Source organism: Pseudomonas sp. Au-Pse12 (assembly GCF_021341665.1).
GTDB lineage: Bacteria > Pseudomonadota > Gammaproteobacteria > Pseudomonadales > Pseudomonadaceae > Aquipseudomonas.
In genome coordinates this window covers 905964-928733 of record NZ_JAJTTH010000001.1, presented here as the reverse complement: position 1 = coordinate 928733, position 22770 = coordinate 905964, and the positions used below count along the sequence as shown (strand labels likewise).

Here is a 22770-nt window from a genome sequence, read left to right as displayed (position 1 = left end):
GAAGCAAGAGCGTGCACCGATCCCGCTTTTCTCTTGCCGCTTGCCGCTTGCAGCTTGGAGCGGTCGCCCATGAACCTGTCCGGTCCTTTCATCAAACGCCCGGTGGCGACCATGCTGCTGTCGTTGGCGATCATGCTGCTGGGCGGCGTGAGCTTCGGCCTGCTGCCGGTGGCGCCGCTGCCGCAGATGGATTTCCCGGTGATCGTGGTCCAGGCCAGCCTGCCCGGGGCCAGCCCCGAGGTCATGGCGTCCACCGTGGCCACGCCGCTGGAGCGCTCCTTCGGCGCGATCGCCGGGGTCAACACCATGAGCAGCCGCTCCAGCCAGGGCTCGACCCGGGTGATCCTGCAGTTCGACTTGGACCGCGACATCAACGGCGCGGCCCGGGAGGTGCAGGCGGCCATCAACGCCTCGCGCAACCTGCTGCCCAGCGGCATGCGCAGCATGCCCACCTACAAGAAGGTCAACCCGTCCCAGGCGCCGATCATGGTGCTGTCGCTGACCTCCGATGTGCTGGAAAAGGGCCAGTTGTACGACCTGGCCTCGACCATCCTGTCCCAGAGCCTGTCCCAGGTGCAGGGCGTGGGCGAGGTGCAGGTCGGCGGCAGCTCCTTGCCGGCGGTGCGCATCGAGCTGGAGCCGCAGTTGCTCAACCAGTACGGCGTGGCCCTGGATGACGTGCGCAACGCCATTGCCAATGCCAACCAGCGCCGGCCCAAGGGCTCGGTGGAGGATGACCAGCGGCTGTGGCAGATCCAGGCCAACGACCAGCTGGAGAAGGCCCGTGATTACGAGCCGTTGATCATTCACTACAAGGACGGCGCAGCCTTGCGCCTGAAAGACGTGGCCAAGGTCAGCGATGGCGTCGAGGACCGCTACAACAGCGGCTTCTTCAACGACGATGCGGCGGTGCTGCTGGTGATCAACCGCCAGGCCGGGGCCAACATCATCGAGACGGTGAACGAGATCAAGGCCCAGTTGCCGGCGTTGCAGGCGGTGCTGCCGGCCAGCGTCAAGCTCAACCTGGCCATGGACCGCTCGCCGGTGATCAAGGCCACCCTGCACGAGGCCGAGATGACCCTGCTGATCGCCGTGGCCCTGGTGATCCTGGTGGTGTACCTGTTCCTCGGCAACTTCCGCGCCTCGCTGATCCCGACCCTGGCGGTGCCGGTGTCGCTGGTGGGCACCTTCGCCATCATGTACCTCTATGGCTTCTCCCTGAACAACCTGTCGCTGATGGCGCTGATCCTCGCCACTGGGCTGGTGGTGGACGACGCCATCGTGGTCCTGGAAAACATTTCCCGGCACATCGACGAAGGCATCGCGCCAATGAAAGCGGCGTACCTGGGGGCCAAGGAAGTGGGCTTCACCCTGCTGTCGATGAACGTCTCGCTGGTGGCGGTGTTTCTGTCGATCCTGTTCATGGGCGGGATCATCGAAAGCCTGTTCCGCGAATTTTCCATCACCCTGGCGGTGGCCATCGTGGTGTCCCTGGTGGTGTCCCTGACCCTGACCCCGATGCTCTGCGCGCGCTGGCTCAAGCCGCACGTCCCGGGCCGGGAAAATGCCCTGCAACGTTTCAGCCAGCGCAGCAACGACTGGATGATGGGCAAGTACGCCACCAGCCTGGACTGGGTGCTGCGGCACAAGCGCCTGACCCTGTTCAGCCTGCTGCTGACCATCGGTGTCAACGTGGCCTTGTACGTGGTGGTGCCCAAGACCTTCCTGCCGCAGCAGGACACCGGCCAACTGATCGGTTTTGTCCGGGGCGACGACGGCCTGTCCTTCAGCGTGATGCAGCCGAAGATGGAGATCTTCCGCCGCGCCGTGCTCAAGGACGCCGCGGTGGAAAGCGTGGCCGGCTTCATCGGTGGCAACAACGGCACCAACAACGCCTTCATGCTGGTGCGCCTCAAACCGATCAAGGAACGCGATATATCGGCGCAGAAAGTGATCGAGCGCCTGCGCAAGGAAATGCCCAAGGTGCCCGGTGCGCAACTGATGCTGATGGCCGACCAGGACCTGCAGTTCGGCGGCGGCCGCGAGCAGACCACTTCGCAGTATTCCTACATCCTGCAAAGCGGCGATCTGGGCGAGTTGCGCCAGTGGTACCCGAAAGTGGTCACCGCGCTGCGCGCCTTGCCCGAGCTGACCGCCATCGACGCCCGCGAAGGCCGCGGCGCCCAGCAGGTGACCCTGGTGGTCGACCGCGACCAGGCCAAGCGCCTGGGGGTGGACATGGACATGGTCACCGCGGTGCTCAACAACGCCTACAGCCAGCGGCAGATCTCCACCATCTACGACAGCCTCAACCAGTACCAGGTGGTGATGGAGGTCAACCCGAAATACGCCCAGGACCCGATCACCCTGAATCAGGTGCAGGTGATCACCAGCACCGGGGCGCGGATTCCGCTGTCGACCATCGCCCATTATGAAAATAGCCTGGAAGACGACCGGGTCAGCCACGAGGGGCAGTTCGCCTCGGAAAGCATTTCCTTCGACATGGCCGAAGGCGTGACCGTGGAGCAGGGCACCGCCGCCATCGAGCGGGCGATTGCCAAGCTGGGCATGCCCGAGGACGTGATCGTCAAGATGGCCGGCACCGCCGACGCCTTCGCCGCCACCCAGAAGAGCCAGCCGTTCATGATTCTCGGCGCGCTGCTGGCGGTGTACCTGGTGCTCGGGGTGCTTTATGAAAGCTACATTCACCCGCTGACCATTCTCTCGACCCTGCCCTCGGCCGGGGTCGGCGCCTTGCTCTCGATCTATGCGCTGGGCGGCGAGTTCAGCCTGATCTCGCTGCTGGGGCTGTTCCTGCTGATCGGCGTGGTGAAGAAGAACGCGATCCTGATGATCGACCTGGCGCTGCAACTGGAGCGCCAGCAGGGCCTGGACCCGTTGCAGTCGATCCGCAGTGCCTGCCTGCAGCGCCTGCGGCCAATCCTCATGACCACCCTGGCGGCGATCCTCGGCGCCGTGCCGTTGCTGCTGGGGGGCGCCGAAGGTTCGGAAATGCGCCAGCCGCTGGGCCTGACCATCATTGGCGGCCTGGTTTTCAGCCAGGTGCTGACCCTTTACACCACCCCGGTGGTCTACCTCTATCTCGATCGCCTGCGCCACACGTTCAACCACTGGCGTGGGGTCCGTACCGATGCTGCTCTGGAAACGCCGCTATGACCGACCAATCGTCCCGTCCCGTTACTCTGCTGTCCGCCCAGCGCCTGGCCATGGCCCGGGGCTCGCGGGCCTTGAGCCTGGGCCTGTGCGTGGCGCTGCTCAGTGCCTGCGCCATCGGTCCCGACTACCAGCGCCCGCCGGTGGCCGAGCCGGTGCAGTACAAGGAGGCCGAAGGCTGGCGCCAGGCCAACCCCAGCGACGCTCTCGCCCGTGGCGCCTGGTGGGAGCTGTATGGCGATGCCCAGCTCAACGGCCTGATCGAGAAACTCAACAGTTCCAACCAGAGCGTGGCCCAGGCCGAGGCACAGTTCCGTCAGGCCCGGGCCCTGGTGCGCAGCTCCCGCGGTTCGTTCTTTCCCAGCGTCGACCTCAGCGCCGGCAAGACCCGCGCCAGCCAGGGCACCGGCAGCAGCAGTTCGGGGCTGAGCAGCTCCAGCAGTGGCATTCGCGACACCTACAACACGCAGTTGGGGGTGAGCTGGGAAGCGGACGTGTGGGGCAAGCTGCGGCGTGACCTGGAGGCCAATACCGCCAGCGCCGAGGCGAGCTTCGCCGACCTGGCGGCCATGCGCCTGAGCCAGCAGTCGGAGCTGGTGCAGAACTACCTGCAACTGCGGGTGATCGACGAGCAGAAGCGCCTGCTGGAAGCCACGGTGGCGGCCTACCAGCGCTCGCTGACCATGACCCAGAACCAGTATCAGGCCGGGGTGTCCGGCAAGGACGCGGTGGCCCAGGCGCAGACCCAGCTGAAAAGCACCCAGGCCGACCTGATCGACCTGATCTGGCAGCGGGCGCAGTTCGAAAACGCCATCGCGGTGCTGATCGGCGTGCCACCGGCAGAGTTCAACCTGGCCCAAAGCGAGAGCATCCCGGTGCTGCCCCCCGTGCCCCTGGGCGTGCCGTCGCAGCTGCTGGAGCGGCGCCCGGACATCGCCTCGGCGGAGCGCTCGGTCATGGCCGCCAACGCCAAGATCGGCGTGGCCAAGGCGGCCTACTACCCGGACCTGACCCTGAGCCTGGCCGGCGGCTACAGCAGCAGCACCTACGCCGACTGGATCAGCCTGCCGAACCGCTTCTGGTCGGTGGGGCCCAAGCTGGCCATGACCCTGTTCGACGGCGGCCAGCGTTCGGCGGAAGTGGATCGCACCGAGGCGGTGTATGACCAGACCGTGGCCAAGTACCGGCAGACCGTGCTCGACGGTTTTCGCGAAGTGGAAAACTACATGGTCCAGCTCAAGGTCCTGGAGGACGAGGCGGGGGTTCGTCAGCAAGCCCTGGACTCGGCCCGTGAAGCCCTGCGCCTGACCGAGAACCAGTACAAGGCCGGGCTGATCGGCTACCTGGATGTGGTCACCAGCCAGACCACGGCCCTGAGCAACGAACGCAGTGTGCTCAGCCTGCTGCAGAGCCGGTTGATCGCCAGCGTGCAACTGATCGCCGCCATGGGCGGTGGCTGGGACGGCCAGCTGCAGGCCAGCGAGCCAAAATAGGCCCCTGGGCGCCCGGCTGTCGCGTGGCGGCAAGGGCGTCTCAAAAGGGGGGAATCGGCGCCCATCGGGGGCCTTTGGCGGGTGCCCCGCAAGGCCCGCAAAGCCCATGCCCACAAGGCTTGTAGGGGCATGGGACAGCCGCATAGGACGTTCTGTCTGGCTAATGGCTTTTTGCTCACTTTGTAGATGCGTTCTTTCACGCAATCAGTACAATCTGCGCTTTCGCTCGCCGCGCAGGTCGGTCGGCGCAACGGCCAAGAGACGCCTCATGCTCATCGGTAGTTATTCCTCCGCATTGGTCCTGATCTCCATTTTCGTGGCGATCCTCGCTTCCTATACCGCCCTTGATCTGACCGGGCGCATTGCCACCACCCAGGGCCGTGCGGCGTACCTGTGGATGATCGGCGGAGCCCTGGCCATGGGCGTCGGTGTCTGGTCCATGCACTTTATCGGCATGCTGGCCTTCAGCTTGCCCATCGACCTGGGCTACGACATACCGCTCACCGCCTTGTCGCTGCTGATCTCGATCCTGTCCTGCGGCTTCGCCCTGTGGCTGGTGAGCCAGCCACGCCTGCCTTGGTGGCAGCTGCTGTTCGGCGCCCTGATCATGGGCTCGGGCATCAGCGGCATGCACTACACCGGCATGGCCGCGATGCGCATGCAGCCGGGCATCAACTACGACCCGAGCCTGTTCGGCGCCTCGCTGCTGATTGCCTTCGGCGCGTCCCTGGCGGCGCTGTGGATCGCTTTCCGCCTGCGCCAGAACACCCCCTACGTGCGCCTGGCGCGTACCGGCGCGGCGATTGTCATGGGCTTTGCCATCGTCGGCATGCACTACACCGGCATGGCCGCCGCGCGTTTCGCCGATGGCAGTTTCTGTGGCGCCCTGGGCAACGGCCTGAGCGGCAAGGGCCTGGACAACCTGGTGCTGATCACCACCCTGGCGGTGCTGATCATCGCCTTGCTCACCTCGGTGCTGGACGCACGGCTGGAAGCCCGTACCGCGGTGCTCGCGCAATCCTTGACCGAGGCCAACCGGGAGCTGACCCAGCTGGCCCTGCACGACACCCTGACCGGGCTGCCGAACCGCATTCTGCTGGCCGATCGCATCGATCAGGCGATGCACCGGGTGACTGCGCACGGGGGCTGTTTTGCCTTGATGTTCATCGACCTGGATGGCTTCAAGCCGGTCAACGATGCGTTTGGCCACCACATGGGCGACCAGTTGCTGCGCGAAGTGGCCCAGCGCCTGCGCGAGGACTTGCGCAGCGAGGACACCCTGGCGCGGATCGGTGGCGACGAGTTCGTGCTGCTGGTGCAGCTCGGCGAGCCGGACGATGCCCTGCGCCTGGCCGCACGCCAGGTGGGCCTGGTGTCCCGTTCGTTCCGGGTGGCCGAACATGACCTGCAGATTTCCGCCAGCATCGGCATCGCGGTGTACCCCGGCAATGGCCTGACCGCCCAGGAACTGCTGATGAACGCCGACGCGGCGATGTACCACGCCAAGGCCACCGGCAAGAACGGCTACAGCTTTTTCGACGCCTCGATGAACAGCAACGCGCGGCGCCAGTTGCAGTTGCTTCAGGACCTGCGCAATGCCCTGGAGCATCATCAATTCCGCCTGCACTACCAGCCCAAGTTCGACGCCAGCAATGGCCGCCCGGTGGGCGCCGAGGCGCTGTTGCGCTGGGAACACCCGCAGCACGGCCTGCTGCTGCCGGACAAGTTCATCGAGCTGGCGGAGAAGAGCGGGCTGATCATCGCCATCGGCGACTGGGTGCTGCACGAAGCCTGCCGGCAGATGCGCGAGTGGTACGTCCAGGGCTACACCGGCTGGCGTATCGCGGTGAACCTCTCGGCCCTGCAGTTCTGCCATGTCGGGCTGGTCAAGAGCGTGGCCAACGCGCTGGAGCGCTACCAGTTGCCGGCCAACAACCTGACCCTGGAGATCACCGAGACCACGGCGATGAGCGATGCCGATGTCAGCATGATCGTCCTGCAGCAGCTGGCGGACATGGGGGTGGACCTGTCCATCGACGATTTCGGCACCGGCTATTCCAGCCTGATGTACCTCAAGCGCCTGCCGGCCAACGAACTGAAGATCGACCGTGGTTTCGTCCGTGACCTGGAACACGACAGCGACGATGCGGCCATCGTTTCCGCGATCGTCGCCCTGGGCCAGGCCCTGGGCTTGCGGATCGTCGCCGAGGGCGTGGAAACCGGGGTGCAACAGAGCTTCCTGACCCAGCTGGGCTGTGATTCGTTGCAGGGCTATTTCCTCGGCCAGCCACTGCCTCCCGAGCGCTTCATGCAGGACATCCTGCGGGCCGAAGAAAACACCTGAGCCTGCCGCCCTGAGCGCGACTGTCGCGATCTGGCGGCAGTTCGCGGCGATGTTGTCGCCAGCATCGCGCTGCCGGCCGTTGCCGCGCCGCACTCGCCACCGAAGGCGCCTCACGACAGGCATGGCTGCGGTTTTCATCGCTGCCCGCGCGGTGTTTAATGGCTCGCGTTGAAATGTTCAGTGAGGGAGTCGGCAGCATGGATAAAGTCATCGTCATCACCGGTGGCGGGCGAGGTATTGGCGCAGCCACGGCGTTGTTGGCCGCGCAGCAGGGGTTCAAGGTGTGCATCAACTACCAGGCCGACGAACAGTCCGCCCTGCAGGTGCTGGAGCAGGTCCGCGCCTTCGGCGTGCAGGCCATTGCGGTGCGCGCCGACGTCAGCATCGAAGATGAAGTCATCGGCCTGTTCCACCGGGTCGACAACGAGCTGGGGCGGGTCACGGCCCTGGTCAACAACGCCGGGACCGTGGGGCACAAGTCGCGGCTCGATGAAATGTCCGAATTCCGTATCCAGAAAATCATGAAGACCAATGTCATGGGGCCGATCCTCTGCGCCAAGCACGCGGTGCTGCGCATGTCGCCGCGCCATGGCGGGCAGGGCGGCAGCATCGTCAACGTCTCGTCGGTGGCCGCGCGCCTGGGTTCTCCGGGCGAATACGTCGACTACGCCGCCTCCAAGGGCGCCCTGGACACCTTCACCATCGGCCTGTCCAAGGAAGTGGCGGGCGAGGGCATCCGCGTCAACGCGGTGCGTCCGGGCTACATCTACACCGACTTCCACGCCCTGAGCGGCGATGCTGATCGCGTCAGCAAACTGGAATCGGCGATCCCCATGGGCCGAGGTGGACGCCCCGACGAAGTGGCCGAAGCGATAGTCTGGCTGCTCTCGGACAAGGCTTCCTACGCCACCGGCACCTTCGTCGACCTGGGCGGCGGCCGCTGAGCCCCGAGCGCGCTTCCCCGCAGGAGCCAGCTGGCCGGCGAAGAGGCCCTTGAGCCTTGTGCCGACCTTGCAGAGGCCGTCGCTGGCACGCCCGCTCCTGCGGTTTCCTTCAGCTGGCGCGGCGGCCGGGGCCGATCAGCAACGCCAGCAACAGCCCCAGCACGCTCACCCAAAAGCTCATCAACAACGGCACCAGGTACCCCAGGGTTTCCCCCGGGCGGGTGCAGCTGTAGCCATATCCGTAGCCTTGTTCATGCGCCCAGACGCCTGGTGTGGCGCTCAGGTCCACTGGCGCCGAAGGCGCGGGTTGCTCATCGGAGAACCCCAGGTTCGAATGGCTCGCGCTGCGCCTTTCCAGCTGTTCGATGGCCTGCAGCTGGGCGTCGTTGCAGCGGTTCTGCGCCCAACTGCCGACCACCACCAGGGTGGTCAACAACAGCAGTAGAGGCACCGGGTAGTAACGCCGGGTGCGCAGCAGGGGCGCCACCAGCAGCCCGGCGAGGAAGCCGGCCAGCAGCAGATTGACCCAGTACCAGGGGCCGCTTTCCCAGCTGGGCGGTATCAGGTACATCAGCAACGGGGGCAGGACAACGCGGGCAAACAGCAGGCACAAGGCGGTCGCGAGCAGCGTGACCAGTAGAGTCTTGATCCAGGATTTCATGGCGACTTCATCGTTCGAGTGAGGGGGAGGCAAAGCGTGCGCATCAGTCCTGCGCGGCCAGCTCGGGTATCGGCGGCGGGGTGAAGCGCCGGGCGTAGTCGAGCAGGTCCCGGGGGAAGATCATGTGCTTGACCGCGCTGTCGTCCAGGCCATACAGGTAGGCCGCCGCCGCGGCTTCAAAGGCCCAGTAGCCGAAGTAGGAACCTTCGTCACCGTTCTGGTGGGAGTCGTGCCAGGGGGCCTGTTCGAACGCTTCGTACCACTGGTTGCAGTACTCCACCAGCAGCTCCCGAGGCTCGTCCGGGTCTTCGCTGTAGATCGCCCAGATCAGGGGCGTGTAGACGGGGTGGAACCACTCATCAACGTTTTCACGGTTCGGCAGGTAGGCCTTGAGCAGATCCTCGATCAGGGTGTCCTGGCCGTTAAAGCCGGCGCGATCCTGCAGCAGTGCCATGCGGGGCAGCAGGTCGCTGCGCTGCAGCAGGATGCACAGGCTGATGACCTGGACATATTCCTCGTACTCGTCGGGGTAGTCTTCGATGTTCAGCGGCGCGATATCCGGCCGTTCCTCATAAACCCCCATCTTGCGCTGGTAGTCTTCGTAGCCTTCGATCACCCCGTCCAGTTCCCGGGCCAGTTGCTCCATGGGAGCACCGCCGGTGTAGCCCAGGATCAAATGGTGCAGGCGCGCGCTTCGCACCGTGGAGGCCTTGAGGGAGGCTTCCTGCTCGGGGCTGTCGGCCATCATCGAGTGGGTCTGCCAGTGGGTCTCTTCGCCGGCCAGGCTTTCCAGGTAGCTGTGGTACTGCTTGTGGCTGAGAAACACTTGTCTGCGGTTCATGTCGGTGCCTTGTCTCAGTACACGGGAATCAGGGTGAAGGGCGCCTTGCGCTGCGAGGCTTCCAGCAGCAGGGTCGCCAGGTCCACTTCGGCGGGCTCCAGGTCAAGCTGCTCCAGCTCGTCTTCCAGTTGCTGCGCATCGGCGGGCAGGGCAACGATCGGCAGGCGCAGGTAGGGCCGCGGGTCTTCGCCGTAGTAGATCTTCACCGGGCCCTCGGGGATGCCTTCCAGGCGGGCAAAACCCTCTTTGTCGAGGCTGCCCTCGGCTTGCGAGCCGTCACTGAACACCGCTCGGTAGGCGGCGCCGGACACTGGTTCCAGGTTGGGGTAGTGCAGGTTCAGCTCCAGCCAGTGACCTTCGCCGGTGAGGTGTTCCAGGCCCTGGTTGATGTCCTGGGCAAGGCTCGCGGCGTCCTGGCTTGCCGGCTGCGGCGCGGGGGTGAGGGTGGTTGCGCGCGGCTCCAGGGAAGACTGCGGCTTGGGCACCAGGGCCGGGCCGCGGCTGTGGGCGGCGGCCGAGTTGTTGCGCTGCTCGGCGATCCACGGGGCGATGCGCTCTTGCACCGAGGCCATGAGGAATTCGGTGTGTTCGCAGGCTTCGTTGAGGTTGTGCAGCACCAGGCGCTGCTGCTGGGGCGTCAGGCCGTTGAAGGTGCTGGAGGCACTCACGCCGCGGATGATCTCGGGCAGTTCTGCGGCCAGGCGCACGGGGTCCAGGCACTTTTCCAGCAGCTGTTCGGGGCTGGTTTTCAGGCGGCAGGCCATCAGGGCGTAGCGGATCATGTCGAAGAGCTTTTCGGCGTGGCGCTGGGGGGCGCGGTTGATCAGGCGCAGAAGGGTCTTCAGGCCTTGTCCCGGGCCGGGGATCCAGCCGATCAGGGCCAGGGCCAGGTCGAAGAAGGCGTCTTCCTCGTCCTTGGGGTTGTTGATCGCGTCCAGTTCGAAGATCGCCTGGATGCAGTCGTAGGCGTTGAGTTCCTGGGTCAGCAGGGGCAGGCGGTGGCGTTCGATGGCCTTGAGCAGTTCGGCCTTGGCCTCTGGGTAGTCGTCGTAATACAGGTCTTCGACCATGACGTGTTCCTTTCCCTGGAAAATTGGAGTGCGGATGCTGAAGGAAATGAGGGGGTGGGGCAAGGGAGTTTTGGTTCTTTCAGGGGGGTGAGTGGGACGGGGTACATATCCGTTGTTGCGGTAACGGCCACTTACGGTTTCGCCCTTACGGCGACTCACTTTGGAAAAGCCGGAATGCCGGCCCAGCCCAAAGTAAGCAAAGGGCTCCTGCCCCTTCACTCGGTGCCTCGCCTAGGTTCGGCATGCCCTCTCTCCGGCATTGATCCGTGGGCCGCCGCCACCGGCCGTCCCTGGCCGGATGGCGGCTAACCCGGCATCCATGCCGGGTTACCCACGGCTCAATGCCTGCGTTCGGCCATCGTGTCTAAGGGGGCAGGAAGATCAAAAGCCAGAGCAAGATCAACATCTGACGGCGGCCTGTCGGCCGGCCTGGAGCTGGTGCGGGATGGACCGCACCGCACCGCACCGCAGGAGCTGGCTTGCCAGCGTAAGCGTTCGCGTGTCTTACGGGCCTTTTCGCCGGCAAGCTCCTACAAATGCGGGGGCGGTTGTGTTCAGAAGGAGCGAATGATCCGCCCCAGGGTTTCCATGGCCTGTTCCGCGGCTTCGTTCCACGGGCTGCCGTAGTTCAGGCGGATGCAGTTGCGAAAGCGCTGGGTCGGGGAAAAGATCGGCCCCGGGGCGATGCTGATGCCCTGGGCCAGGGCCATCTGGAACAGTTTCAGCGAGTCCATCTGCGGTGGCAGTTCCAGCCACAGGAAGTAGCCGCCCGCCGGCTGGCTGACCCGGGTCTGCGCCGGGAAGTAGCGGGCGATCGCCGCCAGCATGGCGCTCTGCTGTTCTTCCAGGGCGTAGCGCAGTTTGCGCAGGTGGCGGTCGTAGCCGCCGTGCTGCAGGTAGTCGGCAATCGCCGCCTGGGCCGGCATCGAGGCGCACAGCGAGGTCATCAGTTTCAGCCGTTCGATCTTCTGCGCATAACGCCCGGCCGCCACCCAGCCGATGCGGTAGCCCGGAGCCAGGCTCTTGGCGAAGGAGCCGCAGTGCATCACCAGGCCTTCGGTGTCGAAGGCCTTGGCCGGTTTCGGCGCTTGCTGGCCGTAGTACAGCTCGGCGTAGACGTCGTCTTCGATCAGCGGCACCTGGTGCTGGCGCAGCAGCTCCACCAGCTCCTGTTTCTTCGCCTCGGGCATGCTCGCGCCCATCGGGTTCTGGAAGTTGGTCATGCACCAGCAGGCCTTGATCGGGTGGCGCTCCAGGGTCTGCGCCAGCACCCCGAGGTCGATGCCGTCACGCGGGTGCACGGGGATTTCCACCGCCTTGAGCTTGAGCCGCTCCAGCACCTGCAGGCTGGCGTAGAAGGCCGGGGCCTCGATGGCCACCAGGTCGCCGGGTTCGGTCACCGCTTGCAGGCACAGGTTCAGCGCCTCCAGGGCGCCGTTGGTGATCAGCAGCTCCTCCATCGGCAGCATCAGCCCGGCCACCATGTAGCGCAGGGCGATCTGCCGGCGCAGTTGCGGGTTGCCCGGCGACATGTCGGTGACCACCACGCGCGGGTCCATTTCCCGGCTGGCGCTGGCCAGCGAGCGCGACAGGCGTTGCAGGGGGAACAGGGTCGGGCTGGGGAACGCCGAGCCGAAGGGCACGGTGCTCGGGTCCTTGATCGAGTCGAGCACCGAGAACACCAGCTCACTGACATCGACTTCGGTGGATTCATTGACTTCGCTGCTGATCACCGGCTCAGAGAACGGGCTCGGCGCGTGGGCATTGACGAAGTAGCCGGAACGCGGGCGGGCGCGGATCAGGCCGCGGCGCTCCAGCAGGTAATAGGCCTGGAACACCGTCGACGGGCTGACCCCGTAGGTCTGGCTGGCGTAGCGCACCGAAGGCACACGCTGGCCCGGGCCCAGGACCCCGGAACGGATCAGTTCGGCGATGTCGTCGGCGAATTTTTCGTAGCGTTTCATCTGCGGTTGAGGATCCAGTCTGGTCATCGGGTCGACATATCTGCGGTGGCGAGGGAGTGGCGGCGACCGCCATGGCGCTGGCCATGGCGGTCACGGTTGCCCGGTGTGGGTGGCACTGGGAGCGGCAGTCGGCCCCCTCGCCACGGCATTCTAGAGGCTCAGCGGTTCATCGGCGCGACAAAACGACTCTTGGCCACGGCGTAGACGCTCGGGTCATCGCTGTCGCTGACCTTGAAACTGATGGCCTGGGAGCTGCTTTGCGCACGATCCTGGGTCATTGCCACCGACACGGGCAGGTCGGTGATTTCACCCGGAGCCAGGCTCAGTTCGGTCTTGCCTTGCAGCTCGAAGCCATCGCCATCCACCAGCGCCAACTGGTACTGCTGACGTTCCTGGGTCTTGTTGATGATTTTCAGGCTGTAGATGTTTTCGATCTGGCCCAGGGCGTTTTCGCGGAACAGGCCACGGTCCTTGCTCACGTCCAGCGACACCATCGGCCGTTGCACCAGGGCCAGCGCCAGGGCGCCGATCATCACCAGCAGCACCAGGCTGTAGCCCACCAGGCGTGGCCGCAGCAGGTGGGTCTTGCCGCCTTGCAGCTCATGTTCGGAGGTGTAGGCGATCAGGCCGCGAGGGTAGCCCATCTTGTCCATGATCGAGTCGCAGGCGTCGATGCAGGCGGCGCAGCCGATGCATTCCATCTGCAGGCCATCGCGGATGTCGATGCCGGTCGGGCAGACCTGCACGCACACCTGGCAGTCGATGCAATCGCCCAGGCCGACATCGGCGGGCTTCACATCGCGCTTGCGCGGGCCACGGCTTTCGCCACGCACCGGGTTGTAGGAAATGGTCAGGGTGTCCTTGTCGAACATCACGCTCTGGAAGCGTGCATACGGGCACATGTGCATGCACACCGCTTCGCGCAGCCAGCCGGCGTTGATGTAGGTGGCCGCGGCGAAGAACAGCACCCAGAACAGGCTCAGGCCGCCGATCTGCAGGGTCAGCAGTTCGTGGGCCAGGGGGCGGATCGGGGTGAAGTAGCCGACGAAGGTCAGGCCGGTGAGCAGGCTGATGCCCAGCCACAGGGTGTGCTTCATCGCCCGGCGCGCCAGCTTGTTCAGGCCCCAGGGCGCGGCTTGCAGCTTGATCCGCTGGTTGCGCTCGCCCTCGGTGACTTTTTCGCACCACATGAACAACCAGGTCCACGAGCTTTGCGGGCAGGTGTAGCCGCACCAGACCCGGCCGGCGAACACGGTGATGGCAAACAGGCCGAAGGCGCAGATGATCAGCAGGGCCGACAGGAGGATGAAGTCCTGGGGCCAGAAGGTCGCGCCGAAGATGTGGAACTTGCTCTCGGCCAGGTCCCAGAGCACGGCCTGGCGGCCCCCCCAGTTGAGCCATACGGTGCCGAAGAACAGCAGGAACAGGAAACCTGCGCCGCTCATGCGCAGGGTGCGGAACAGGCCGGTGAAACTGCGGGTGTAGACGTGTTTGTCGGTGCTCTTCGTCTTCATCTGTGTAGGGCGTGAAGGTTCGAAGGTTTCTACTAATCGGACGGGGATTCTTTCGCTCATGGTCGTTCGCTCATCAGCCTCCATCAGGCCGGGCAACTATGACCACGGATCTGTTTGCATAACAGACTCAGGTATTTGATAAAAAACCGGATCAGATGGCTCTTTACGGCTGCCCTGCGACAACTTGCCGTACCCCCTCCGGCGCCACCAGGGAGGGCTGCAAGCCGTGCTGGCACAGGGCCGTAGGGCGGGCCCTGATCCAGATCAGTCAAATGACCGAATCACCTTCGCTGGCCTTCAGATGGCGCCGGCCGTCGGTGGCGCCTGCTACGGTCAATGCGTCGGCTTCTGCTTCGGTGATGTACACCCGCTGACCGTCCAGATCCACCGCCGACATCGACTTGGCGCTGTCGGTAACGATGGTCAGGGCGTTGGCGGGCAGGCGTTGGTGCAGGGTCTGGGTGTCGAAATAACAGATCCGGTTGTCGATGCGCAGGCTCATGGTGCGTACCTCTTGGCAATGGGCATACAGGTTAGGGGGCAGGGGCCGGCCAGGGTTCGGCGGCGGCGATCAACGGCAGTCGTTGCAGGCCTGCCAGCGAACACGCCGGCATGAGGGGCGATCTGTCGGGCGCTTTCGCCGGCGGGTGTCAGCGGAGCAGGTTATCTATGCTTGACCACCACGGGAGGCTGGGTGCTGGGCGGGTCGCCCTTGGGCGGCGGGGTACTTTCCGGCGGCTCCTGCTCCGGAACGGGCGGCGGTTCGCTGGGCGGCAGGGTCGGTTGGTCGATGTTGGGGTCGGGGGGGGCTGCCGGGATCGGGATATTCATGGTGCTGGCCTCCTTTGTGCTTGCAGATGCAAGGGCTCCTTCGGTGGACCGCCACCACGCGGCTTTGATTCCTATCGATTGGCCGACCAATCGCGGTGAACTTTCGCCGCAGGCTGTGGCTCGGAACCTAAGTGCATTGATTCACCGGGGCCGCGGCCCTGCCACCAGAGCGTCGAAGACGTGTGCAAGGGGTGAGGCTCGATGACTGTAGAAAAACCGACCGAACAGCAATACCAGGCGCACCTGCCGTTGTCCCAGGCGCTGCTGCTGCCGCGCATTGCCATCGAGAACATCCGCCCGGTGCTCGACGGCGGGCAGTTCGCGGTCAAGGCGGTGGCCGGCCAGGAGGTGGCAGTGGCGTGCAAGGTGTTTGCCGACGGCCACGACAAGCTGGCGGTGCGCGTGCGTTGGCGCAACGAGCAGCAGGACACGTGGGCCAGCCAGGCCCTGGAAGACCAGGGCAACGACAGCTGGCAGGGGCATTTCACGGTGCCCGAGGTCGGCCATTACCGTTTCTGCATCGAAGCCTGGATCGATCAATTCGCCAGCTTCTGCCACGAACTGGAGAAAAAGCACCTGGCCGGGGTGCCGGTCAGCCTGGAGCTGCAGGAGGGGCGCAACCATGTACAGCAGGCCGCCGAGCGCGGCGAAGGGCCGCTGCGCGAGCAACTGCTGGCCTTGCACGGCCAGCTGTGCGGGTTGCTGGAGGCCGAGCAGGTGGCGCTGTTTCTCAGCCAGGCCAGCACGCAGTTGATGGCCGAGGCCGATCATCGGCCCTATTTGAGCCTGAGCCCCGAATACCCGCTGGATGTGGAGCGGGTCCAGGCGCAGTTCGCCAGCTGGTACGAGCTGTTTCCGCGCTCGATCACCGAAGATCCGGCCCGCCACGGCACCTTCAACGACGTCCACTCGCGACTGTCGATGATCCATGACATGGGCTTTGACGTGCTGTATTTCCCGCCGATCCATCCCATCGGCCGCCGCCACCGCAAGGGCCGCAACAACGCCTTGACGGCGGGCCCGGACGACCCCGGCAGCCCCTATGCAATCGGCAGCGAGGAGGGTGGCCACGAGGCCATTCACCCGCAGCTGGGCAGCCTGGAGGATTTTCGCCGACTGGTCGCGGCCGCCGCCGACCACGGCCTGGAGATTGCCCTGGATTTCGCCATCCAGTGCTCCCAGGACCACCCCTGGCTCAAGCAGCACCCGGGCTGGTTCAACTGGCGCCCGGACGGCACCATCAAATACGCCGAGAACCCGCCGAAGAAGTACCAGGACATCGTCAATGTCGACTTCTATGCCGCCGAAGCCATTCCCAGCCTGTGGCTGGAGCTGCGGGACATCGTCATCGGCTGGGTCGAGGAGGGGGTCAAGACCTTTCGCGTGGACAACCCGCACACCAAGCCGCTGCCGTTCTGGCAATGGCTGATCGGCGATGTGCGCGGCCAGTACCCGGAGGTGATCTTCCTCGCCGAAGCTTTCACCACCCCGGCGATGATGGCGCGCCTGGGCAAGGTCGGTTACACCCAGAGCTACACCTACTTCACCTGGCGCAACACCAAGAGCGAGCTGGCCAGCTATTTCAGCGAGCTCAACCAGTCGCCGTGGCGCGAATGCTTCCGGCCCAACTTCTTCGTCAACACCCCGGACATCAACCCGCAGTTCCTGCATGACTCGGGGCGCCCCGGGTTCCTCATCCGCGCCGTGCTGGCGACCATGGGCTCGGGGCTGTGGGGCATGTATAGCGGGTTCGAACTGTGCGAGTCGGCGCCGGTGCCGGGCAAGGAGGAATACCTCGATTCGGAGAAATACCAGATCCGCCCGCGGGACTTTACGGCGCCGGGCAACATCATTGCCGAGATCGCCCAGCTCAACCGCATCCGCCGGCAGAACCCGGCGCTGCACAGCCACCTGGGGCTCAAGCTGTACAACGCCTGGAACGATCAGATCCTGTATTTCGGCAAGCGCCGCGGCGACAACTTCGTGCTGGTGGCGGTCAGCCTTGATCCGGTCAATGCCCAGGAAGCGCATTTCGAATTGCCGCTGTGGGAAATGGGCCTGGGCGATGACGCCCAGACCCTGGGTGAAGACCTGATGAACGGCCACCGCTGGACCTGGCACGGCAAGACCCAGTTCATGCGTATCGAACCGGCGCAGCCCTTTGGCATCTGGCGCATCAGCGCCCCGTAGGAGCCGGCCGCCGCGGCGAATGGGCCCCGAGCCTTGCGCAAGTGCGACCGACGCCTTCGCTGGTAGGCCGGCGACGACCGGGGAGCGCGCGTTGCGGCAGCGGCGAATCCACTTTTTCAGGAGTCAGACATGGCCAAGAAACCTCGCTCGGCGACCTTCATCAAGGACCCGCTCTGGTACAAGGACGCGGTGATCTATCAGGTGCATGTGAAGTCGTTTTTCGACTCCAACAACGACGGAATCGGCGACTTTCCCGGGCTGATCGCCAAGCTCGACTACATCAAGGACCTGGGGGTCAACACCCTCTGGCTGCTGCCGTTCTACCCCTCGCCACGCCGCGACGACGGCTATGACATTGCCGAATACCGTGGCGTGCACAGCGACTACGGGACCCTGGCCGATGCCCGGCGCTTTATCGCCGAGGCCCACAAGCGTGGCTTGCGGGTCATCACCGAGCTGGTGATCAACCACACTTCCGACCAGCACCCCTGGTTCCAGCGGGCGCGCAAGGCCAAGCCCGGCTCGGCGGCGCGGGACTTCTACGTGTGGTCCGATGACGACCAGAAATACGCCGGCACGCGGATCATCTTCCTCGACACCGAGAAGTCCAACTGGACCTGGGACCCAGTCGCCGGCCAATACTTCTGGCACCGCTTCTATTCGCACCAGCCGGACCTCAACTTCGACAACCCCCAGGTCATGAAGGCCGTGCTCTCGGTGATGCGCTACTGGCTGGACATGGGCATCGACGGCCTGCGCCTGGACGCCATTCCCTACCTGATCGAGCGCGACGGCACCCACAACGAGAACCTCCCGCAAACCCACGATGTGCTCAAGCGGATCCGTGCCGAGATCGACGCCCATTACCCGGACCGCATGCTCCTGGCCGAAGCCAACCAGTGGCCGGAAGACACCCAGCTGTATTTCGGCGACCAGAAGGGCGACAACGGCGACGAGTGCCACATGGCCTTTCACTTCCCGCTGATGCCGCGCATGTACATGGCCCTGGCCCAGGAAGACCGTTTTCCGATCACCGACATCCTGCGCCAGACCCCGGAAATCCCCGCCAACTGCCAGTGGGCGATCTTCCTGCGCAACCACGATGAGCTGACCCTGGAGATGGTCACCGACAAGGAGCGCGACTACCTGTGGAACTACTACGCCGCCGACCGTCGGGCGCGGATCAACCTGGGCATCCGCCGGCGCCTGGCGCCGCTGATGGAGCGCGACCGGCGACGCATCGAGCTGCTCAACAGCCTGCTGCTGTCGATGCCCGGCACCCCGACCCTGTATTACGGCGACGAAATCGGCATGGGCGACAACATCTACCTGGGGGACCGCGACGGCGTGCGCACGCCGATGCAGTGGTCCATCGACCGCAACGGCGGTTTTTCCCGGGCCGACCCGGCCAGCCTGGTGCTGCCGCCGATCATGGACCCGCTCTACGGCTACCCCTCGGTCAACGTCGAGACCCAGGCCGGCGACCCGCATTCGCTGCTTAACTGGACCCGGCGCATGCTCGCCACCCGCCAGCAGTCCAAGGCCTTCGGGCGCGGCACGCTGAAGATGCTGTCGCCGAGCAACCGGCGGATCCTGGCCTACACCCGCGAGTACACCGGGCCCGACGGCAAGCACGAGATCATTCTCTGCGTGGCCAACGTTTCACGCAGCGCCCAGGCGGCGGAGCTGGACCTGTCGGCGTTCGCCGGAATGGTGCCGGTGGAGATGCTCGGCGGTAATGCCTTCCCGCCCATTGGCCAGTTGAATTTCCTCCTGACCCTGGCGCCCTACGGTTTCTACTGGTTCGTCCTGGCGGCGGAAAACCAGATGCCCAGCTGGCACGTGGCGCCGGCCCAGAGCCTGCCGGACTTCACCACCCTGGTGCTGAAAAAGCGCCTCGAAGAGTTGCTCGAAGCCCCGTCGCGCACCACCCTGGAGCACGAAGTGCTGCCCAGCTGGTTGCCCAAGCGGCGCTGGTTCGCCGCCAAGGGCTGCGCCATCGAGCAAGTGCGAATCGCCTACGGCGTGCGCTTTGGCGACCCGCAGCAACCGGTGCTGCTCAGCGAGGTCGAAGTCACCAGTGGCGGGCGCAGCGAGCGCTACCAGTTGCCGTTCGGCCTGCTGGCCGAAGAGCAGATCAACAGTGCCTTGCCCCAGCAACTGGCCATGGCCCGGGTGCGCCGCGGGCGCCAGGTCGGGCTGATCACCGATGCCTTTGCCCTTGACAGCTTCGTGCGCAGCGTGCTGCTGGCATTGCAGGGAGCGGCCCGCCTGGACTGCGCGCAGGGGCAGATCCTGTTTAGCGCCAGCCGCCAGCTGGCGGCGCTCGACCTGGGCGCCGACGCCGAGGTGCGCTACCTGTCGGCGGAGCAATCCAACAGCTCGGTGGTGGTGGGCGGCAGCCTGGTGCTCAAGCTGATCCGCAAGGTCGCGGGGGGCATTCATCCGGAGCTGGAAATGGGCGCCTTCCTCACCGCCGCAGGCTTTGCCCATATCTCGCCGCTGCTGGGCTCGGTGGTCCGCCGCGATGCCGCAGGGCAAGATCACCTGCTGATGATCGCGCAGGGCTACCTGAGCAATCAGGGCGACGCCTGGGAGTGGACCCGGAACAACCTCGAACGGGCGATCCGCGACGAGCTGGCCGAGGCCATGTCCGAGCAGGAACAGCACTACAACGCCCTGGGCGAATTGCATGACTTTGCTGGCCTGCTGGGCCAGCGCCTGGGGCAAATGCACCTGCTGCTGGCGGCCCCCAGCGACAACCCGGATTTCGCCCCCGAGCGCGCCACCGTCGAGGACACCGAGGCCTGGAATCGCCAGGTGGCCGGCCAGCTGGAACGGGGGTTGCAACGGTTGCAGCAGCATCAGGCCGAGCTGGCGGCTGGCGAGCAGAAATTGCTGGGCAAATTGTTGCAGCACAAAGCGCTGATCCTCGGTCACATCCAGCAGTTGGCCAGGCAGTTGCTGGGGGGCGTGCGCATCCGCGTTCACGGCGACCTGCACCTGGGGCAGGTGCTGGTGATCAAGGGCGACGCCTACCTGATCGACTTCGAGGGCGAGCCGGCCCGGCCGCTGGCCGAACGGCGAGGCAAGCACAGCCCCTACAAGGATGTCAGCGGGGTGATGCGCTCTTTCGATTACGCGGCGGCCATGGCCCTGGAGGCGCCTGCGGTGGATGGGGCGGCGGCAGCGGCGGGGCGTCGCAAAGTGGTCGCGCGCTATCTGGCCGAGGCCCGGCAGGCGTTTGTCGAGGCGTATCGGCTGGCGACGGCTAATCTTGCCCATGGCTGGCAGGATCCGGCGGCAGCGGAGGCTGCCCTGGCGCTGTTCAGCCTGGAGAAGGCTGCCTACGAGCTGGCCTATGAAGTGGAGAATCGCCCCGCCTGGTTGCATGTGCCGCTGCACGGTCTGGCGGGGCTGTTACGTGAATTGAAACCCTTTTCCGACATTGAGAGTGGTGGAGAGCAGTCATGAGTTTCTCGAACAAGGAACAGGGAAAGAACCCACCGGCATTGCTCCCTTCGGCAACCGCCAGCGAAGCCCTGGTCAGGGCCGAACACCCGGATCCGTTCGCGGTGCTTGGCCCCCACGGCGATGGCGCCGGCGGCCAGTTCATCCGTGCCTTCCTGCCCGGGGCCCTGAGCGTGCAGGTGCTGGAGCGCGGCTCGCAGCAGGTGCTCGGCAGCCTGCAGGCCAGCGCGGTGCCGGGGTTGTTTGCCGGGCACTTTGCCGAGGCCCGGCCCTATCTGTTGCGCATTCAATGGGCCGGCGGCGAGCAGGTCAGCGAAGACCCCTACAGCTTCGGTCCATTGCTCGGGGAGCTGGACCTGTACCTGTTTGCCGAGGGTAACCATCGCGATCTCAGCGCCTGCCTGGGGGCACAGCTGAGCACGGTGGACGGCATCGACGGCGTGCGCTTTGCGGTCTGGGCGCCCAATGCCCGGCGGGTCTCGGTGGTGGGCGACTTCAATATCTGGGACGGGCGCCGGCATCCGATGCGCCTGCGCCATCCGTCCGGGGTCTGGGAACTGTTCATTCCGCGCCTGCAGGCCGGCGAAGCCTACAAGTACGAGATCCTCGGGCCCGAAGGGACCCTGCCGCTCAAGGCCGACCCCATGGCCCTGGCCACCCAGTTGCCGCCGGATACCGCGTCCAAGGTGGCCGCGCCGCTATGCATCGACTGGCAGGACCAGGCGTGGATGCTGGCCCGGGGCGAGCGCCAGCAGGTGAGTGCGCCGCTGTCGATCTATGAGCTGCACGCCGGTTCCTGGCAGTGTGAAGTGGATGACCTGGGAGAGGTGGCCCGCCAGTACTGCTGGGCCGAACTGGCCGAGCGGCTGATTCCCTACGTCAAGGACCTGGGCTTCACCCATATCGAGTTGATGCCGATCATGGAGCACCCGTTTGGCGGCTCCTGGGGCTACCAGCCACTGTCGCAGTTCGCCCCCAGCGCCCGCTACGGCAGCCCGCAGGAGTTCGCGGCCTTCGTCAACGCCTGCCACCAGGCGGACCTCGGGGTGATCCTCGACTGGGTGCCGGCGCACTTTCCCACCGACAGCCACGGCCTGGCACAGTTCGACGGCACCGCGCTGTATGAATACGGCAACCCGCTGGAAGGCTTCCACCAGGACTGGGACACGCTGATCTACAACCTCGGACGCACCGAGGTGCACGGTTTCATGCTGGCGTCGGCGCTGCACTGGCTCAAGCATTTCCATGTCGACGGCCTGCGGGTGGATGCCGTGGCCTCGATGCTCTACCGCGACTATTCGCGCAAGGCCGGAGAGTGGGTGCCGAACCGCCACGGTGGCCGGGAAAACCTCGAAGCCATCGACTTCTTGCGCCACCTCAATGACGTGGTGGCCCTGGAAGCGCCGGGCGCCCTGGTGATTGCCGAGGAATCCACCGCCTGGCCCGGCGTCAGCCAGCGCACCGACCAGGGTGGCCTGGGCTTCGCCTATAAATGGAACATGGGCTGGATGCACGATTCATTGCACTACATCCAGCAGGATCCGGTGTACCGCGCGCACCATCACAACGAACTGAGCTTTGGCCTGGTGTATGCCTGGTCCGAGCGTTTCATCCTGCCGATCTCCCATGACGAAGTGGTGCACGGCAAGCATTCGCTGATCGACAAGATGCCCGGCGACCGCTGGCAGAAGTTCGCCAACCTGCGGGCCTACCTGAGCTTCATGTGGGCCCACCCGGGCAAGAAACTGCTGTTCATGGGCTGCGAGTTCGGCCAGTGGCGCGAGTGGAACCACGACCAGCAACTGGACTGGTACCTGCTGCAATACCCCGAGCACCGCGGCGTGCAGCAACTGGTGGCCGACCTCAACCGCCTGTATCGCCAACACCCGGCATTGCATGACCAGGACAACGCGCCCCAGGGTTTCCAGTGGCTGATTGGCGACGACGCGATCAACAGCGTGTATGCCTGGTTGCGCTGGAGCCAGGACGGCGAACCGCTGCTGGTGGTGGCCAACTTCACCCCGGTGCCGCGCCAGGGCTACCGCGTGGGCGTGCCAGTCGCGGGCCGCTGGAGCGAGTTGCTCAACAGCGATTCGCAGCTGTATGCCGGCTCCAACTACGGCAACGCTGGCGAGGCCTTCAGCGAAGAACAGAGCAGCCACGGCCAGCCCCTGTCCCTGGTGCTCAACCTGCCGCCGCTGGCGGTGCTGATCCTGCACCCGGCCCCTTGACCCACGGGTGCCTGTAGCCGCTGCCGCAGGCTGCGAACGGCC

The 22770-nt window shown here is 65.4% G+C and carries 14 protein-coding genes; 7 read left to right on the top strand and 7 right to left on the bottom strand.

All coding sequences use genetic code 11. The features are described from left to right. Nucleotides 1-69: 69 nt before the first annotated feature. The 4 genes from LXM55_RS03980 (at nt 70) to LXM55_RS03965 (ending at nt 7955) form a co-directional block, all read left to right on the top strand. Complete coding sequence (locus LXM55_RS03980) at nt 70-3177, top strand: efflux RND transporter permease subunit (RefSeq protein ID WP_233318780.1); 3108 nt, start codon at nt 70-72, stop codon at nt 3175-3177. Continuing rightward, nucleotides 3174-4667, top strand: a complete 1494-nt coding sequence (locus LXM55_RS03975; RefSeq protein WP_325169829.1) for an efflux transporter outer membrane subunit — start codon at nt 3174-3176, stop codon at nt 4665-4667. Before LXM55_RS03980 ends, LXM55_RS03975 begins: the two co-directional genes overlap by 4 nt. Nucleotides 4668-4935: 268 nt before the next feature. Beyond that, the gene (locus LXM55_RS03970) at nt 4936-7011 is read left to right on the top strand and encodes a putative bifunctional diguanylate cyclase/phosphodiesterase (RefSeq protein WP_233318778.1); all 2076 of its coding nucleotides are present in this window, start codon (nt 4936-4938) and stop codon (nt 7009-7011) included. 197 nt (nt 7012-7208) lie between these two features. Further along, nucleotides 7209-7955: an SDR family oxidoreductase gene (locus tag LXM55_RS03965; protein ID WP_233318776.1), complete on the top strand. Its 747-nt coding sequence runs from the start codon at nt 7209-7211 to the stop codon at nt 7953-7955. Between the two features lie 109 nt (nt 7956-8064). On the opposite strand, the gene LXM55_RS03960 is transcribed toward LXM55_RS03965, so the two are convergent. The 7 genes from LXM55_RS03960 to LXM55_RS03930 form a co-directional block, all read right to left on the bottom strand. After that, nucleotides 8065-8616 (bottom strand): hypothetical protein, encoded by a 552-nt coding sequence (locus LXM55_RS03960; RefSeq protein WP_233318774.1) that lies wholly within the window; start codon nt 8614-8616, stop codon nt 8065-8067. Nucleotides 8617-8659: 43 nt separating this feature from the next. Beyond that, nucleotides 8660-9457, bottom strand: a complete 798-nt coding sequence (locus LXM55_RS03955; RefSeq protein WP_233318772.1) for a PoNe immunity protein domain-containing protein — start codon at nt 9455-9457, stop codon at nt 8660-8662. A 14-nt stretch (nt 9458-9471) separates the two neighbouring features. Further along, complete coding sequence (locus tag LXM55_RS03950; protein WP_233318770.1) at nt 9472-10527, bottom strand: hypothetical protein; 1056 nt, start codon at nt 10525-10527, stop codon at nt 9472-9474. 554 nt (nt 10528-11081) lie between these two features. Further along, nucleotides 11082-12491 carry a GntR family transcriptional regulator MpaR gene (gene mapR / locus LXM55_RS03945; RefSeq protein WP_053151441.1) on the bottom strand — a complete coding sequence of 470 codons (1410 nt, stop codon included), beginning with the start codon at nt 12489-12491 and terminating at the stop codon, nt 11082-11084. A 158-nt stretch (nt 12492-12649) separates the two neighbouring features. After that, entirely contained in the window at nt 12650-14065 is a 1416-nt protein-coding gene (gene ccoG, locus LXM55_RS03940; protein ID WP_233318768.1) for a cytochrome c oxidase accessory protein CcoG, read from the bottom strand. A gap of 208 nt (nt 14066-14273) precedes the next feature. Next, nucleotides 14274-14507, bottom strand: coding sequence for a DUF3203 family protein (locus tag LXM55_RS03935; RefSeq protein ID WP_233318767.1), 234 nt, complete (start codon nt 14505-14507; stop codon nt 14274-14276). A gap of 161 nt (nt 14508-14668) precedes the next feature. Beyond that, on the bottom strand, nt 14669-14836 hold the full coding sequence (locus tag LXM55_RS03930; protein WP_233318765.1) for a hypothetical protein: 168 nt from the start codon (nt 14834-14836) through the stop codon (nt 14669-14671). Nucleotides 14837-15037: 201 nt separating this feature from the next. Here LXM55_RS03930 and LXM55_RS03925 point away from each other — a divergent pair, with 201 nt between their 5' ends. From LXM55_RS03925 to glgB, 3 genes are all read left to right on the top strand, one after another. Beyond that, on the top strand, nt 15038-17026 hold the full coding sequence (locus LXM55_RS03925) for an alpha-1,4-glucan--maltose-1-phosphate maltosyltransferase (protein ID WP_233318763.1): 1989 nt from the start codon (nt 15038-15040) through the stop codon (nt 17024-17026). 129 nt (nt 17027-17155) lie between these two features. Continuing rightward, nucleotides 17156-20500, top strand: coding sequence for a maltose alpha-D-glucosyltransferase (gene treS / locus LXM55_RS03920; protein WP_233318762.1), 3345 nt, complete (start codon nt 17156-17158; stop codon nt 20498-20500). Further along, nucleotides 20497-22728 (top strand): 1,4-alpha-glucan branching protein GlgB, encoded by a 2232-nt coding sequence (gene glgB, locus LXM55_RS03915; protein ID WP_233318760.1) that lies wholly within the window; start codon nt 20497-20499, stop codon nt 22726-22728. The genes treS and glgB overlap by 4 nt, the downstream gene beginning before the upstream one ends. The last annotated feature ends 42 nt before the right edge of the window (nt 22729-22770 follow it).

Excerpts from the sequence above, each read along its gene's own strand:
- treS (WP_233318762.1), top strand. The coding sequence starts at position 17,156 with ATGGCCAAGAAACCTCGCTCGGCGACCTTCATCAAGGACCCGCTCTGG.
- glgB (WP_233318760.1), top strand. The coding sequence starts at position 20,497 with ATGAGTTTCTCGAACAAGGAACAGGGAAAGAACCCACCGGCATTGCTC.
- LXM55_RS03970 (WP_233318778.1), top strand. The coding sequence starts at position 4,936 with ATGCTCATCGGTAGTTATTCCTCCGCATTGGTCCTGATCTCCATTTTC.
- LXM55_RS03935 (WP_233318767.1), bottom strand. The coding sequence starts at position 14,507 with ATGAGCCTGCGCATCGACAACCGGATCTGTTATTTCGACACCCAGACC.
- LXM55_RS03955 (WP_233318772.1), bottom strand. The coding sequence starts at position 9,457 with ATGAACCGCAGACAAGTGTTTCTCAGCCACAAGCAGTACCACAGCTAC.
- ccoG (WP_233318768.1), bottom strand. The coding sequence starts at position 14,065 with ATGAGCGAAAGAATCCCCGTCCGATTAGTAGAAACCTTCGAACCTTCA.
- LXM55_RS03930 (WP_233318765.1), bottom strand. The coding sequence starts at position 14,836 with ATGAATATCCCGATCCCGGCAGCCCCCCCCGACCCCAACATCGACCAA.
- LXM55_RS03960 (WP_233318774.1), bottom strand. The coding sequence starts at position 8,616 with ATGAAATCCTGGATCAAGACTCTACTGGTCACGCTGCTCGCGACCGCC.
- LXM55_RS03980 (WP_233318780.1), top strand. The coding sequence starts at position 70 with ATGAACCTGTCCGGTCCTTTCATCAAACGCCCGGTGGCGACCATGCTG.
- LXM55_RS03975 (WP_325169829.1), top strand. The coding sequence starts at position 3,174 with ATGACCGACCAATCGTCCCGTCCCGTTACTCTGCTGTCCGCCCAGCGC.
- mapR (WP_053151441.1), bottom strand. The coding sequence starts at position 12,491 with ATGAAACGCTACGAAAAATTCGCCGACGACATCGCCGAACTGATCCGT.
- LXM55_RS03965 (WP_233318776.1), top strand. The coding sequence starts at position 7,209 with ATGGATAAAGTCATCGTCATCACCGGTGGCGGGCGAGGTATTGGCGCA.
- LXM55_RS03950 (WP_233318770.1), bottom strand. The coding sequence starts at position 10,527 with ATGGTCGAAGACCTGTATTACGACGACTACCCAGAGGCCAAGGCCGAA.
- LXM55_RS03925 (WP_233318763.1), top strand. The coding sequence starts at position 15,038 with ATGACTGTAGAAAAACCGACCGAACAGCAATACCAGGCGCACCTGCCG.